The organism is Candidatus Pseudomonas adelgestsugas, from assembly GCF_004124255.1.
Classification (GTDB): Bacteria; Pseudomonadota; Gammaproteobacteria; order Pseudomonadales; family Pseudomonadaceae; genus Aquipseudomonas; species Aquipseudomonas adelgestsugas.
On the sequence record NZ_CP026512.1, the window covers coordinates 1,776,388 to 1,794,346 of the forward strand.

At 37.8% G+C, this 17,959-nt stretch carries 7 protein-coding genes and 1 pseudogene; 4 read left to right on the top strand and 4 right to left on the bottom strand.

Features of this window, described 5'->3' with window-relative positions:
• Positions 1 to 4,066: 4,066 nt before the first annotated feature.
• The gene (locus C3B55_RS04385) at positions 4,067 to 4,843 is read right to left on the bottom strand and encodes an N-acetylmuramoyl-L-alanine amidase (protein WP_129211793.1); all 777 of its coding nucleotides are present in this window, start codon (positions 4,841 to 4,843) and stop codon (positions 4,067 to 4,069) included.
• A 1,806-nt stretch (positions 4,844 to 6,649) separates the two neighbouring features.
• Positions 6,650 to 7,330: a thiol:disulfide interchange protein DsbA/DsbL gene (locus tag C3B55_RS04390; RefSeq protein WP_129211795.1), complete on the bottom strand. Its 681-nt coding sequence runs from the start codon at positions 7,328 to 7,330 to the stop codon at positions 6,650 to 6,652.
• A gap of 966 nt (positions 7,331 to 8,296) precedes the next feature.
• On the opposite strand from C3B55_RS04390, the gene yihA reads away from it, so the two are divergent.
• Positions 8,297 to 8,938 (top strand): ribosome biogenesis GTP-binding protein YihA/YsxC, encoded by a 642-nt coding sequence (yihA, locus tag C3B55_RS04395; protein ID WP_129211796.1) that lies wholly within the window; start codon positions 8,297 to 8,299, stop codon positions 8,936 to 8,938.
• A gap of 261 nt (positions 8,939 to 9,199) precedes the next feature.
• Here the strand turns inward: yihA and C3B55_RS04720 are convergent, their stop codons facing one another.
• Complete coding sequence (locus tag C3B55_RS04720; RefSeq protein WP_457912680.1) at positions 9,200 to 9,349, bottom strand: hypothetical protein; 150 nt, start codon at positions 9,347 to 9,349, stop codon at positions 9,200 to 9,202.
• Between the two features lie 513 nt (positions 9,350 to 9,862).
• Positions 9,863 to 11,312: pseudogene (locus C3B55_RS04405) on the bottom strand (DNA polymerase).
• 431 nt (positions 11,313 to 11,743) lie between these two features.
• Here C3B55_RS04405 and C3B55_RS04410 point away from each other — a divergent pair.
• From C3B55_RS04410 to znuB, 3 genes are all read left to right on the top strand, one after another.
• On the top strand, positions 11,744 to 12,697 hold the full coding sequence (locus C3B55_RS04410; protein WP_129211800.1) for a homoserine kinase: 954 nt from the start codon (positions 11,744 to 11,746) through the stop codon (positions 12,695 to 12,697).
• Positions 12,698 to 14,115: 1,418 nt separating this feature from the next.
• Entirely contained in the window at positions 14,116 to 14,865 is a 750-nt protein-coding gene (gene znuC, locus C3B55_RS04415) for a zinc ABC transporter ATP-binding protein ZnuC (protein WP_129211803.1), read from the top strand.
• A gap of 30 nt (positions 14,866 to 14,895) precedes the next feature.
• Positions 14,896 to 15,684 carry a zinc ABC transporter permease subunit ZnuB gene (gene znuB, locus C3B55_RS04420; protein WP_129211805.1) on the top strand — a complete coding sequence of 263 codons (789 nt, stop codon included), beginning with the start codon at positions 14,896 to 14,898 and terminating at the stop codon, positions 15,682 to 15,684.
• Positions 15,685 to 17,959: the final 2,275 nt, after the last annotated feature.

Genomic DNA, 17,959 nt, shown 5'->3' on the forward strand with positions numbered 1-17,959 from the left:
CTATTATGAAATAACTGCTAAATCTGCTGAAATACTTACAGCGACTACAAAGATAATTTTATTTACTACGCATAAACCGCTGGCAGTGCAGAGCACTAATTATACTAACAGTGCTGACGCTAATTTTATAATCGATGCACTTACATATAACTAATACAAAACTCCAAAACTTGATTGATTAACAATTACCACCATGATTCAGCCCTAATATAGGCCCACAGCAAATAATGCCAAGCAAACGATTAATGATAAAACGATAACTATTACTGACGCCTATAATGCTTGCTTGATAGCCATGGATCTTGGCTAAATCACTAGAAACTAATTAACCATAAAATTGAGCGAAAACGCACCTGCCTTCCTGAGATTAAATAACCCAACAGTAATTACTTCAAAGTTGACACAAAAGTAATATACGCTAAACAATATAACCAGAATCGTTGTCAGCTATTGCGATATACTGCTATTTACCTTAATAGCACTTATTATATAGTTAGATTGAGCCAACTGTATCCAACACCGTCGCCTTGCCTTGAAGGCAATAGCAACAGCACGCTAGCTGACTATTACGAGATAACTTTATTCGGTTAACGCCGGCAACCATTTTCAGCAATCTTATTAAACCAATCCAAGCGGTACACTGATAAGTAGATGCATCAGGTTACTAGACAACTGCTCAGTAAGCTCGGCTACTAGCGTATCAAAAAATCGCTGCTGATATATGACAGCATGACTTAGCCTATTCGTTACAATCTTTATGCGCGGAACTTTTTATCAGTACCACTTCTAGTGCTGATAGGTGTAAGTTTTAATAACAAGCAATAATCTGCGCATTATACCTCAAAATCACTGATATACAACACAAGCAGATTTTATTAGTATACGTCGCGTGAATGTTTCCTAGCACTACAAAACTCAAGATCGTCAATGCGATTTTTATTATCGTAAACTTAGTAGTTTTTTCTTTTTTACTTAAGTTCAGTATATTACCCACCGCAATCATGATAGTCATACTAAACTATCTTAAAGATTTTAAGGTTAACTGTTTGCTGCAAGGTAGTGCGGTATAATAAAAAAATTGATTAAGGCAGGAAATATTATTTGTCATGCACCTAGATCTAAAATACCAATACCTGGTACTTCTATGCACATCTATCTGACTGGTCGTTGGGGTAGTAAGCGTTTATCAAAACTGGTGCCCAAGCTAAACTCAAACTAGCTCATATTACCAATACCTTAATGATCTTGATCAACTGATGGCATCTAGCAAAGTCTAGAATTAACCTGCAATAACAATAGACTGCCAAAAAATATCAGCCTGACCATCACCTAAGCGCACGCCTACTAACTAAATAGTAATAATGACTTAATTAGCTGTAATTAAGCTGCTGTTGCATAAAATGTCAACTACATGCTCTCCAGAGAAAAAATATGGAGCTCGTGAGAAATACGATTAACAAGCTACACTAACACCAATTTACACAGTAATGTAAAGGTAGTTATGCAAGGAATGGTTGCCTTAACGAACCAGCACCGATCGCATACGAATTATTGAAACCATTATCTCACTCTATAATGCCATCTACCATCGTCTATAAAAATCACTATAGTCGCTTACTGGGGGCCTACAAGAATAACAAGTACATATAATAAACGCATGGCCAAGTAATAGCTTGGTTAAGCTTGGCGTTAATCAGCATAAATCAAAAATCTGCCTAAACTAAATACGTAGGATGTACATAACATAGCTGTAGTCTAGGTAACCACTCATGGCATGTCAGTAAGTTAATCGCTGAACGTTTCTAACGCCACATAGTAATGCGGCGTATCTTGATCAACCAGTATACTGCCGTGTTGACTAACGGCAACAATGATAATCGCTGTGCTAAGTTACGCTGTAGTGACTATAATACCGGTATTATTGTAGAATCACTTTATAAACATCTCCCACAATAATATTGTGGAGGGTTGCCAATATTACTAAGCATAAAATCAACCTACAAAAAATTTGTAACCTTAACTCGCAATTATAAGCATTTTTAAACGAATATACGACAGCATAGTGAAATAGTGATACAGATATGGGCATGCATGGCGCGTTAAGTTGAGCAAAATTTTGCTAAATTCGAAATTTGAAGTATGTCAGCCAGTAGGAATCACTAAAATAGTGTAGCCAGTACGTGTCTTGAAAGGCTAACTATGATTTAGTCGAACCAGCAGGTATAGATTTAGTCATGCAGTATAACAATAATATTGTGCTAAAAACTATACAAACATTATAAGTTAGCAAGCTTGAACAAAAAATAGTAAAATACTACAATTACTACTATAATAAAGATGAACTTTGCTAATAACGTAAACTAAACCGCATGCTATTGTTTAATGATCTATGATACCAACGCCTAAAACTATCAACTACCTTAGTTTGCATGATTGTAAGCAATAGCGCTAACCCAGCTCTACCAGAGAGCTGGGTAACTATTACTGTTAGTGATGCGTCCATAAAACGCTGGCTATACCAGTTTAAGCTACTACATATTAACGAGCTAACTCAAGTCAATAGTTTTATTGGCATAAGAAAAGCATAGCACGCAAATATAATATAGCGCTATTACTCAGATATCAGAAAAACTACTAGCAATGTCTAAAATTCTCTTTAGCGCTTACAACAAAGACCACGTACACTTTTACCTTACACAGCACATCGATCACCATGAATCACATATTCAGACAAAATAACGTAAAGTTGCCTAAAAATAAAAAACAGGTTAACTAATACGTTAACAGACAAAGTCATAAATAAGATTGATAAAAAGCTATACAGCGCCGGTGCAGCAGAAACTACATATACCAAAGTCACCGCACCTCATAACCATAGGCGTTGAATGACTACTGCCAATAGTAGGCAAACAAATATCGAAACGCTAGTAACCAAAAGAATTTTTTAGAACATAAGCATCTGATTAGCAGTACATTGCTTAGTGCGATACATAAAAAACGAAGCCAGACATATTTCCTGGAATACTATAAACAAAACATTTTATTATTCTATTAATAATATTTAATGCTATGCAAGCTTAGGATTATTGCCGCAATAGCAATAAGTAAAATATAATAATTAAGTTTAGTTATGATGATTTTCCTTACACTTATATAGGTAACAGCAGTAGTCTTATAAAGATAGTCTTACAAAAATTACCAACTTTTTATTATCAATACCTAACACCCTTGAAGTCGTGAATTACCTAGGCTATCATCTTAGCTTACAACTATCTAACTGCAAACTAGTTACATTAACGGCGACATTGCCAAAAAACATGAAAATAAAACTATTCTATAGTAGGATACTTGAATTGCGAAATGTACTGCTAGCCATTCTGTCGCTCTTATAATTACTAGTTAGTAATAAATATAATCATTAAAACTAATCTAATAAGTAGATTTTGCTATAAACTACATATAGTAGCAATGCATATAATTAGCTAAAAGATATAAAAATACTATTAAGTACACGCCGTGTTTATAAGACGACACAAAGATACGTGCGCAAATATCTATTTGCCTATATTATAATTAATCATGCAAACGTACCTGTTAAATTTTGCACTAAACACTGTTATTTATAGTTACAGCATACGCTTGATAACTCTATCTGCGGTACTATGCAGTATACCGCAAGTAGTAGCAAAATTCACCTAGAAGCATGTATCATCATAACAAAAGCAAGATTTTCTGTATTGAAAATTACAGCGACACAATCGCTTAAAGTTAATATGGATTTAATCGTCATCGTTGCCTTAAGTTATCCGCAAGGAGAAATACATAGCTAGCCAAAGGCTAACTATGTACCAGGAAAATCGTATAACTGTACAAAAGTAATATATAGACTAATATTATATGCCAGAACAAATTACATAGTTCAACTATAGTGTTTAGCGTTACCGTTAACATCTGGCTAATCGAGTATAGCCTTATAGCTGTAATTAATTACACTATTTAGTGTACATCAAACATAGCGTAGAAATGATTACGCTCACTACCGATACACTTGAATTAAATGATACGCTTAACCTTGGCTCAGTGCATGCAAGATTGCAGCACTTTCGGCATCCGGCATACCATCAAATAGAGATGGCCGAAAATGCATTTGAAATGCTGCGATGACATGTCGCGTAGCAGTATCTAATTCACCAGTTTGCGGTGTTTGATAGCCTAGTCGCGCTAATTCTTCTTGAAACCAAGTAATACTTGGTAAGCCAGCAGCGTACTGCTTCTGGAATTTAGTTACTACCTGTATATCTGGCCAAACTCCTAGGTCTTCAACTGCTAAACGCTTCCACGGGAACAAAGGGCCCGGGTCAAGCTTACGCAGTGGGGCAATATCACTATGACCAATGATATTTTTAGGATCAATACCGTTACGGTTACTAATATCTTTTAGTAATATTATTAATGACTGCATTTGGGACTCAAAATATGGATACCACACGCGACCAGTTGACATATCTTTATAACCTGGGTTCACAATCTCAATACCAATAGAGCTTGAGTTAAGCCAAGTCCGGCCCATCCACTCGCTTTCCCCGGCATGCCAGGCACGCTGACTCTCATCTACTAGTTTATAAATAGTGCCTGATGCATCGTCGCTAATAAGGTAATGACTGCTTACTGGACCATGCGTTAACAGTGTTATAGAGCGTTCAAGACTAGCTGTAGTATAATGAACAATGACAAACTGCACACGGTTATCATGACTAGAAGAAGAATATTTAGTATTTAGGTGCAGGCTATCGGCACAGCCAGCAAGCAAGAAAAAGACAACGATACTTTGCAAGTATTTCATAACAAAAGGCATTACACTAAAAATAGGTAATGTAATAGTGCAACGTATTATTTATGGCCTAACAATTAAATTTAGACTTTTAAACAATATAAAACATATTTTACGCTTCTTACGTTTGACTACGTTTCAAATACCGTAACCCAAAAAAATTACACCTCATAGACAACATTGAAGGGCTAGATTATTGTACATCACCTAGCTAAAATTACAGTACGCTTATAAATACTGTAATCGTTACCAGCCAACCACTTTAAGTAAAGCTAGCCCATTAAAATGGGCACAAGCAGCGCCTCATAAACGGCTAAGATAGTTAGCAGTCGGTATCAGTAATACACATCTTTCATCTATGTACCGTCTTATTAGATTAGTTCAGAATAGCCGTCTGCATAATACATTAACTATGATTCTATACTATTATATCACCTGCTAGATAGTTGAAGCAATCATTAATGTGCCTGCAATAATTTAGATGTAGCATCGTTAGTGACAGGTTATTACGGCGCCGATTTTGAGTTAATTGCATAGTGCTTAATGCTTGTTCTAGGCTACGTAGTTATGAAAAATAGTAAATAAATTAATCAGGTAGTCTATTGACGCTATATGTTTTGAATGCCTGCGTTAGACTTTAGCGCTCCATTAATCTATATTTACTACATATTCCAACCAAGTTTTTTGAGTAAAGCTTAAAGATTTATTACTTACGGAGCTATTTATCTAGTGTACACATTACTCAGTGAGTAATCAGTTGTAGCCATCACTGACTATCTCAAGATAAACCATGAAATACCTTGAGAGTATTTAACTTAACTAATGCTTGGATGGGTAGCAATCAAGCATTACTGGTAATGCGCACTAATTACAGATGTAGACCAAGCAATCACACATATTTTCGGTCTGTAACTATTGGCGTAAGAACAAGTATTCTACAAAGGCTAAGAATAGTGTCTACAGCTACCTGTATGGGCTTTAAGCCATTCTAGCATAGCTCAACTTATAGCAAGCTTCTATTTTGTATGCAATTTTTATTGCAAGCAGTAAAGTAGTTGCAAGTCACTTTTAATTTACTTAAAACATACTGTACGCTAAACAAACACTACAGCTTGGATCTTATACCCAAGATTGTTAATAACACGCCACAGCAAAACAATGCATGCGATACCGCTATCGTTGGTGCGCACTATATTGCGTATTTCTTCTATTTATTATTCAATCATATAACCTGTAACTGCAGGCGCAAGCGCACTATACGCTAATCCTCAATATAACAAATTAAATTAAATAATCCAGTTACATTTAAATCTATCTTATTCGTTAATGCTTTTAAGGTATTTTGTATTTCTAGTCTAGCGCTCAGCGTTGTAATGTATATGAAGTCTACATTGGCAAAATTGAGCATATGCAATGAATTCAGTATAAGTGAATTCAACAGACAAATTTCCAATGCAACTGGTAAGTAATTAAATATTGGCTGCAACCATAGATGTCATAGGTTACAATTGACCTATTAATACTAAATACTAGTATAAAGACGCGTAAATTTAAACTAAGCATTCTATTTTATTTATATAACTAGATCATATGCTGTCGCCGGCAGCTTTCTGCAAAGCAAATAAATCAAAGTAATTTAATAAGTTTACTAAGTTTTTATAGATGCATAGCTAAGTTGTTTTACTCCGGCTGGTGTTACCGCCTACAGGAGAGACAACACTAAGTACTTTTCGGTATTGACACCAACTACCATCAATACTAATACCCGGCAGGCGCAAGCCGGCTACGTTGCTTTAAGATATACAGTATCATAAATATTCAATGAGCACGCTGAGCATCCCCAGTTAGACGTGCCATCTCTGACTTAGCTGCGCGCTCCTTAATAATCAGTTGGTCAGCAATATTAAGAGTTTGCTCAGGACTACCGGTAGTACCTAGATCGAAACGGTATTTACCATTAATAATTATAGTGGGTACGCCTTGTACACCACAATTCTGCACAAGTTTCTTAACCTGTGTAATCTGATTATGAATCGCGAACGAGTTAAAAATAGCCAGGAACTTATCCTTGTCGATACCCTGAGTAATGACGAAATTAACCATATCTTCGAGCTTAGTTAAGCTATTGCCTTCTTTCTGAATAGCACTAAATACGGCATCATGCACTTTGTGCGCAGCGCTCATCGCTTCTAAAGTTAAGAAGAGTTGACCGTGAACATCCCATAGACCGCCAAACATGGCTGGAATACGTTTAAAGTTAACATCAGACGGAAGTCTTCTAACCCAAAGGTTGATTGTTGGCTCAAGGGCGTAGCAATGCGAACAACCATACCAAAATAGTTCCACTACCTCTATCTTGTCTAGTTCTAAAACTGGAATTGGGTGAGCTAGCTCAACGTAGGTTTTACCGGCTTCAATCAGCATATTATTAGCAGCCTGTGCAGTCATACTACACAGGCTAGCAGTAATAAGAACAGCGCTAAGGATCAGAGTGCGCATGCTTGACTCCTAGACAAATTAAAGTGATTTTATGCATCATTATTGTGATAAGTCATAAGTCGGTATGAGATTCTTAATCTAATAGCGCCGCTATTTAAATATATCGCCATATAACGCCATTTTATTTGGTTTACATTAATATATTCATTAAGCATGCACATATTACATAAAATATGTATAGTTACTCCTTGGATGCACTGAAAAAATTACCTTAATATTTCTTGTTGATCAATTTGCTGATAATACTTTGCATTATTCAAAGATCGCTGGCGTTGGTGATGTTACATTCGCTAAATGTTTGTCAGTTGTTTAGCAAAAATACTAAGTATGCTAACCACTCAAGTATAGAAAGCCCATAGCGACAAGATCTACACCATCTAGTATAAAAGACACTGGATATAAGAACTAGTGCCTTTTCTATGTTGCTACCGCCAAACAGTTATTAACTATAAGTAACGGTTTTAGTGCTAGCATATCTTACACTGCACGACTAGCTAGTAAAATAAGTTATAATACCCGTAAGATTCTGATCGATGTGATTAATCAGTAAACCTGTCATTTTAGTACTGTATAATTGCTGTTATTAACGTCGTACATCTTACTTAACTAGTAACGCTAACCATCACCTATCAGTTTAGCAATGTTGCGCAGGCTAAACCAGTATGGTCAGGTCCAGTAAATTTAGTTATATAATAATTCTTAATTATGTATAGCTTGGAGTGTTGTAAAGCAACACCAGAATATAAAAAGCTAACAACCATTAGGTCGTGCATGATTTGATGTAAGGTCTCAGAACGTTTTGTATTTCTTAATATGCAATGAAAAATCTTTCACTCTCGTAAGCATAATCATTGGCTAGGACAAAGCACATATAAAATCTGCAATCACATATATTAACCGCCACTGAAACTACAACAAAACCACTTGCCGCACCATTTCTTGATAAGCGCCTACATCGGAAATCTCATGCAATTTAAGAACTCTATCCTCAGACTATGTCAACAGTCAAAGTTTATGCTTAGCGCTGCTAAAGTTAACCAGTACCCGGATGACCAAGGCTTTGAAATTGCCTTTGCCGGACGTTCCAACGCTGGTAAATCTAGCGCACTGAACACCCTGACCAGTATAAACCTGGCGCATACCTCGAAAACTCCTGGCCGCACACAACTACTTAATTTCTTTAAGCTAGACGATAATCGACGTCTAGTCGACCTACCAGGTTATGGTTACGCTAAAGTACCTATCCAGGTAAAGCTACACTGGCAGCATCGCCTAGAAGGCTACCTCAATGGTCGCAGGAGTTTAAAAGGATTAATTATAACCATCGATATTCGCAATCTAATGAATGACTTCGACTTGCTAATGCTTAATTGGGCAATCGCTCGCAACATGCCAATACATATTTTACTTACCAAGGCTGACAAGCTGTCTTATAGCGCAGCTAAAGATACCTTTCTCAAGGTACAGTCTGAAATTCATCAAAGTTTAAGTGATGTCATTACTATTCAACTATTTTCGGCACCTAAACGCATAGGTCTAAAAGACGCTTACACCATACTGTCCTCCTGGATGCAATTAGCTGACAAGAGTACACACATTACAGAATAGCTTTCTAAAGAAAGATTCCTTAAATTTAGTGTCGACATGGCGCATTGATGTTGTTTAAATTAAAAAAGTGCTAGCACTAGATCAGGATATTTATTAGCACGCATAATATAAAAAACACTGATAGGCTTCGATGTTAAAATAGTAATTTTAAAACTCAGAATAGCAGTTTACTAGTTACGTTCCAGAAGATTCAAAAAACTATTCAAAATAACTCACAAAAATCTACAATCTCAAGTTTTGTATTATTATCTTTAGCAATAGTCAAGCAGTCTTAAATCCATGCGATTCATCCCAGTTATCGCCTGTGCCAACATGTACTGCCAATAACACATCCAGCATAGCTGCTGCGCTCATGTATTTACGGATCTTGTCATTCACTTCGGCCGCCAGATCTTCACGTACTTCAAGCACTCATTCATCGTGTACCTGCATAATAACCGTGACGTTCAGGCCTGATTTAGTGAACCAATTATTCACTAATACCATAGCTTTCTTGATCATGTCTGCCCGCTGTGCCTTGCATCGACGCGTTAATTGCTATACGTTTTTAGCCACGCGATCCTTGCGTTTACTGGAGTTGATATCCGGTCAAGTATAGTCAACGCTAAAAAAATTTCAACGTAACCATGATAAGCAGCTTTGATGCTGGTTCGTTCCATATACTCACAAACGCCTAAATAGCATGAAATACGTATCGATATACGTTTTAGCGGCCTTAGTATCGAGGCTAATATACTTACCAAGTTTCTATGCTCACATACAGTAAATCAGGCCAAAGTTGATCGCCTTAGCACTTCTACGCTGGTTAGCGCTACATTCAGACAATGTAACCATGAACACCTATGCTGCCGTAGTGGTATGTCAATCAAAATCGTTCTTGAATAAATTTATAAGCATCTTATCTTTAAATAAGTATGCTATTATTCATAACTTAATTTGAGCATAATCAGCCGCTAGTAGCGTGTAACCTTTAGGCGCGATAAATACTTGGCGAATCCGCCGTCCTTCAGCAGTGCGCACCAGAATGTTTTGTAGGTTCGGAATGCTGAATGACAAGCGCCTGGTTACAGCTACAGCCTAATAATAAGACGTGTAAATACCCCTTTGCTTGCTAGTTACTCTGTTTTGACAAGCGATCAACATAGGTACTTTTCAGTTTATTTATACTGCAATACCGATACTAGTCTTTTAGCATCGGCAAACCAAGCTTATCGTAAGGAATGGCCTTGAAGTTGCTTTGGCGAACTCAGATTAAACTCTTCTACGTCGATTTCAAACTCCTGACGCTCTAGCTTAACATTATATCGCTCAGTTCAATGCTTTGAATACCCAGCAGATCTTTCCACTAACACGCCTTGGCACTCAATACGCGCCAGCACTGACACTAGCGGTATTTCAATGTCCGTCAGCACACTCATAAGGCTAGGTATTACAGCAAGCCGTGCCTGTAGCTCCTGATTGTAGGCTCAGTCGAAGTCTTAAGCTGCATACACTTAGCATTGCGCTGAATCTCATCAAACCAGCTCTTGAACTCTAGCAGTTTATATAGATCTAGCAGCTTTTCAAAATCTGGTTCAATCAGATACAAGTCTTCTACCCGTAAATCAAGCGGCACATCAACTTTGATCGTCGCTAATTGATAGGAAAGGAATGCCATCTTCTTATGTTGTTCCAGTTTCGCTCGTATAGTCTTAGCTCCCCGGATCGGTAAATTTGGCACAATGTCTAACTGTTCATAAAGCTCTTTTAAGCCGCCATTCACGCCTATAAGTAAGTTAGTAGTGGTCTTTGGACCAATCCCTGGAACTCCAGGGATATTGTCAGACGAATCGCCAATTAACGCTAGATAATCGATGATTCGCTCTGGAGCGACGCCAAATTTTTTTTTCACACCATCGATATTCATCGAACTACTAGTCATGGTGTTGATTAAGGTAACGTCCTTATTTACTAACTGCGCCATATCCTTATCACTAGTAGAAATCACTACCTGACGATTAGGCGCCGCGCTGATACTGGCCAAGGTACCAATTACATCATCAGCTTCAACGCCTTTAATGCATAACAGAGGAAAACCCAAAGCAATCACGCTTTGATGCAGTGGCTCAATCTGAAGACGCAAATCATTAGGCATACTTTGGCGATTAGCCTTATATTTAGCGTATATCGCTTTGCGAAAGGTACTACCTTTGGCATCGAATACCACTGCAAACGGGCTGTTTGGATATTGCTTACGCAAGCTTTTGAGCATACTCAACACACCCTTGACAGCACCTGTAGGTAGGCCATTCGAGGTAGTTAACATTGGCAATGCATGGAAAGCGCGAAACAAATAAGAAGAACCGTCTACCAGAACGAGAGGGGCTTGGTTCATGAGCAGAATCAACCTTTTTCTATGGGTCAGGTGCTAAGATAGCTGGACCAATGAAAACAAAGTGACAAGATTATTATGCGTAAGTAAATCACATGCTGTGAGCGAACTTAATGCTACTGACTTTAGCAGAAGCTATAGCGATAAATACTACCCACCCACTTCAAATAACCCGGAGGCTATTACTATAGCACAGAAGAAAACAAAAAACTATTTATAAAGACCATTCACATAACTTCCTTTATATAATCAAGATACTCCTAAAAAAGCTTCCTGCCATCTTCTTCAGTGTGCGTAGACGAAACTAATGCGAATTTTATCGACTATGATCAGCTGGATATGCTGATCCAGCTTATGGAAGATTTTCGAATGGAAAAATTTTTTTAACTTAAATTGGCACCACGCACTGCGGCGCCTGTACTGGCAGTTTAAACATGTCTGTATTCACTCCCATATCTCGACTCGAGCTGGAAGCCTTTCTCATCCCTTACGGGCTAGGCCGCCTGCTTAATTTTCAGGGGATTATTTCTGGCAGCGAAAATACTAATTTTTTTATTAGTCTAGAACATGGCGAATTCGTATTGACCTTAGTTGAGCGCGGTCAAGTTAACGAAATGCCATTCTTGATCGAACTACTCAGCGTACTCCATGATGCTAACCTGCCAGTGCCCTACGTCTTGCGTACTGTCGAAGGTATAGCACTACGTGAACTAGCAGGCAAACCAGCACTATTACAACCGCGTCTAGCTGGCCAACATATCAAAGACGCTAACGCTCAACATTGTGCTCAGGTTGGTGATCTGCTTGGTCACCTACACTTAGCTACTCAAGGAAAAAAGGTTTTAGAACATAAAACTGATCGCGGTTTAGACTGGATGCTTGCAAAGGGCGCACAACTAATTTTACACTTAAATAACGCCCCACAACGCTTGCTGCAAGCTGCATTAAGCGAAATCAAAGACCACAAGACTGCTATCCTCACTTTACCATGCGCTAATGTTCACGCTGACCTGTTCCGCGACAATGCAATGTTCGAAGGAACGCACCTAACTGGGCTAATAGACTTTTATAACGCCTGCTCTGGCCCGATGTTATACGACGTGGCGATCGCCTTAAATGACTGGTGCTCTCATGCAGATGGCGTGATTGATGGCCAACGTGCCAGTGCTCTGCTAAACGCTTATGCGAGCCTACGACCATTTACCGCCAAGGAAGCCGAACTGTGGCCGACGATGTTACGTGTAGCATGCGTGCGATTTTGGCTATCACGCCTGATAGCTGCTGAATCATTTGCCGGGCAGGACGTATTGATTCATGACCCAATAGAATTTGAGTATCGACTAGCGCAACGTCAGCAGGTAAGCTTACACCTGCCATTTGTGATCTAAAGAATCACAAAATTAGCACAATCAATGCAGTAACGTGACTTAACTATCATAAAGATTTCTAATAATCTTGCCTTATACTCTAACAAACTATCTTCTATTTTGTATTTAAGTCATCTTGTAAAGCAACTATAAATGCTCAGCTAAATAATTTAATGAACTTTTCTCAGACTTGATTGCAACCTTGTGCTATAGATATGACCTAATAATCTAACGCATTAAGCCCTACTAGCTTTAGTGTTAAAAAAGCTAGTAGCATTTTAGCTTAAACATAACCGCAATGGTGACCAACTAAACACATTAGTAGTTTGAGCCCATACACGTTTTCAAGGCAGTTAAAAGTCTGATAGAGTAAAGTGGGGCTTGTCACCTAAACTCACTAATCAAACTTTAAAGTGCACATCGAAAACATTGAAGCATTCGTCAAGCACTTTAACGGTACCCTGATTACTTTTGCATTTACCCTGGTTAACAGCACTTAAATCGCAGGTTATACGCGCTAATAATACAAGCATTGACGATCGACAATTACAAGTGCGCATTCATGCTATCTAAACTGTGATCATGTTCATCGGTATAAAAGTTGCTATATTTGGTTAAAGACTGCAATGTCATTCCAGTCAAATCCTCTACTGCTAAAGTCGGCAACCTAAGTCTTTTAGGTACGCAGGGCAAGAAACCACTATGTTTGGACTGATTTAATACAGCATATCTACAAACTGTACTAATATTTCTGAGTTTGCTATGTTGTCTTGCACAGCGGTGATTACCAACTACAGGTTTTACGCAGATCAGCACTATATTTTTAGCCTAAACAGCTCTGGCTATATACAAACTAATGATAAAATAAACCAGTTTGTTTACTATAGCTTGCTTAATGTGTCAATAAAGTATTATATATTAACGTCTTTATCAAATGTATATTGCTATCCATGCTTAAGACACTACTTCATGGCCATCTCTAAGAGTACTCCTACTGTATTGATATGCACTGCCGAAAATCTATATCATTAGCGCACAAAAAAACTTGTGCCTGAACGCTATATGTCGTATATTTTTTAGAAAATAATGCGACAGGTCTTAAGCTGTTAGAACCTAAGACATTTTAATGTATCAACTTAACGTTAACTGGGTAGTGCAATCAACACGTTAACTAGAGCGTATCGTGTACTAATTTTCTTGCTGGAAAATAGCCTACCACATCGTGTCTATTGGCTTAGTGTACTGGTTAGATGTAATCATCTAACAACATGCATGCCAAAGCTAGATTTTTAATCTGCTACAGATATTGCACTATTATTGAGTTTGCACAAAAACATGAGCGACTCAATACTTAAAAGCTCCACTCAGGTTTGCTTTACAGTTGAAAAATAAACAACCGATACAGCCTGGTCATGTTCTGGTTGCCAATAAGGGTTTTAATGAGTAATGCGTTAATCCGTCTACAAGATATTAGTGTCATGTTTGCCAGACAAAACGTGCTGGATAACATCACCATTAGTGTAGAGCCAGGGCAGATCGTCTCACTGATTGGTCCTAATGGCGCCGGCAAGACTACCCTGGTACGAACTGTGCTTGGCTTAATTAAGCCAGACAACGGTAATGTATGGCGTAAACAAAAGCTGCGAATCGGCTACATGCCGCAAAAATTGCACATCGATCCAACCTTGCCACTATCGGTGCTACGTTTCTTGTGCTTGATGCCTGGTGTAGACCGCATTAGTACGCAAGCAGCACTCAAGGAAGTCGGCGCTGAGCAGGTAATCAACAGCCCAGTACAAAACATCTCTGACGGCGAAATGCAGCGTATCTTTCTAGCGCGTGCTTTATTGCGCAAACCTGAACTACTAGTGCTTGATGAACCTATGCAGGGCATTGATGTTGCTGGTCAAGCAGCACTGTATAGCCTGATCACTAAGTTACGCGACCGTTATGAATGCGGCGTACTTATGGTCTCTCACGACTTACACCTAGTAATGAAAACAACCGACATGGTAGTATGCCTCAACCACCATGTGTGCTGCTCTGGTCACCCCAAGCAAGTTAGTGGTGATCAGGCGTTTATCGAGCTTTTTGGCAAAAATGCACAGACTTTGGCGATCTATCACCACCATCATGACCACGACCACGATTTACATGGTACCATCATCGATGACCCTACTACACTTTAACTATTAATATTTATGGAAATAGCTGCTAGCATGGTTAATGTTCAGCTTCATGCCATGCTAGCAGGCTTGGCTTTAGCACTAGTAGCCGGCCCTTTGGGTTCATTCATGGCCTGGCGGCGCATGGCCTATTTTGGTGATACCTTATCGCACGCTACGCTACTAGGCTTAGCAATAGGTGTCTTGCTGGATATAAACCCGACTATCTCAGTGATTATAGGTTGCCTACTGCTGGCAATGTCACTGGTTACTCTGCAACAACGCCAATCACTGCCTACCGATACACTGCTAGGTATCTTGGCGCCTAGCGCGTTATCCTTAGGGCTAGTAGTACTAAGCCTTATGCATGAAGTGAGCATCGACTTGGCAACTTATCTTTTTGGAGACTTGCTAACGATTAGTCAGATGGATCTTGCATGGATCATCGGCGGAAGTGCCACTGTACTGACCATACTAGTAGCCATGTGGAAGCCATTGCTGGCGATCAGTGTACATGAAGAATTAGCTATAGTCGAGGGTTTGCCAGTATCAACACTGCGCATCACTATCATGCTGTTGATTGCGGTTGTAATTGCTCTTGCTATGAAAATCGTCGGCGTATTATTGATTACGTCACTACTGATTATTCCCGCAGCCGCTACGCAACGTCACGCTAGCTCACCCGAACAGATGGCTATCGGCGCTAGCCTGCTAGGCATGCTCGCAGTGTGTGGAGGCTTGGCCTTGTCGTGGTTTAAAAATACTCCAGCTGGCCCATCGATTGTGGTTACAGCCGCCGCTATGTTTTTGCTTAGTTTTATCATGCCTCGCCAAAAAATATAAATCCTGCACAATAATAATAAATTGCAAGAATTAATCTATTTCACTTTAGTTAATAACTGCTGACCGTATTTTTTCTAAGCACTTATTAAAGCTACAGCTAATCTCGCTAGACAGCTAAACGAATAAAATTAATTAATTTTGGATATAATCCAATGGCTCATCAGTACATGATTAATAACATTCAAGCACTGGTTGTACTTTATTACGCGTCAGGCTGAAGAAAGCATTTTAATCTCACAAACAGCCAAGAAATTAAACTAGAATTGCCTTAGTCTGAGAGGCCCTCTATATAAAATATAACACAAGGCAATCGCTATAAAAACGCCTCGCTGTGCTATTTACTGACCAAGCAAAATATAGCATCAAACATAATTGATGACATACGCTCCATAAGCGCATCCTCCGTTATATTTTTGCTAACTGTTTTTTCACTGGTACTAATGCCACCTATGCTAACCTAGCATACACACCTTGACAGTTTTAATGCTTGCTCAATACCAAGATGGCTGTACTATCGATACTATTAGCAGTAATAGTCGTAGATTGACGCACTTTAATGTCATCATATAGCATGCTTACCTAATATAATTTTCATAACTCACTTAGCAATATTTTATAAGGTATTACTATACGTTTCGTCAAATTTTACTAACAAGCTTTTGTGCTGTATCTTACAAACTAAAATTGGTAACGAATTTTAGATGCTAGCAAAATTTAACGATGCCCGATCCACTTTAGGTATTAATCAAATAATAAGTTTTGACATGCTAAAACCCTATACATCGCATCTAGGCTTTTTCGAACACAATAGCTGACAATTGACTGCAGTCATCATAATACTGCTAATTTTAGTTAGCGAAAAACAAGATTTCACAGCTTATCGTAAGATGAATGATTAGTAGAAATATTGTTATGCACTTTAGATTTTATAAAGTACACGCAGTGAGTAAGCTGAATCAGTTTCCGAATAAAATAACTTCTATATTATCATTACCAACTAGGTCAAAGTTGCCTGTGTTAGCAAAAAACTTTATGGCAAATCCTGCTCTATGGATAGGATTACTCAGGACATATACGGTAAAAACGTATAAATATCTATATATTATGCTTATGGTGATACAAAAAACTAAATTTGATTTAACGTTGAATAATTTTCATAAACTTAAAAATAACTATAGGCGCTAAAACTATAAATATATATTTAGATCTAGAATAAATGCATGATTAACGCATAAAGCCTAATCAATTACATTGGAATGGCATTCTTATAAGGCCTACAATTTGGTATAAGTGCTACCACTCTTCCAGAGTATTGGTGCCAGTAAGTTTACTTTTCGCCTAATCAGCAAGCTTCTTGGTACTCATTAGTCAAATTTTTTTAAAGTAGCGAGAGCCAATCTATGGCTCATTAGAGCAAGGTACTAAGAAACAGCACCTGAGAAATCAATTAATCTAAAGTAGTGACTGATACAGTGTATAATGTTTGTTTCAAAATAAATGATGACATGACTGTCAAATAATTTATTAAGTATAAAACAAATGCTCAGAAAACTTACCTTACAGGTTAAAAAGTACATATAATTAACTATTAATTAATTTTCTATGCTTTACACAAGATTCAATATAGATAGGCTATACCTCCTACATTAAATAGCATTTAATATAATCCTATCAATTGGCTAAACGTAGTGTAGCATACATTCTATATGAATGTAATCATGATAAACAAAAAATCTATAAAGCATTAAACATTAATGCGCTAATCAACAAGATTATATTAAACTTGACAAGTTGCATACATGCTGTATACATGCCAAAGTTAATCACCATTAATACATCATGAATAATTCAATATTTTTTCTTACAAAAAAATAGCTACAGATATAGTTTACCGAGAATTTTATAATACAATCAAAAATCCGCTTTAACAACTAACAGTAACTGGAAATTTAAACTATTTATACGCAGCAAGGCAATGCTTAGCACGTTAATCATCGACTGGTTTATCTGATTAGCAAAATTGAACAATGCTAACATTACCGCGCCTAACATCATAATTATAAAGTGTCTAGTAATGTTCTTGTTGAAATAAGTTAACTAGATGAACTGTAAGCCTAACAAGGAACACAGTAAAAAGAGCAACAAGAACATCTTGTAAATATCTTTGTAATAAAATAATCAATACTTTGCGTATTAATCTTTTAGCGAGGCCATAAGCCTAATCTGGCATAAAATAGTCAATCATAGTACTCATAACCGTCCTCCTGAGCACAAA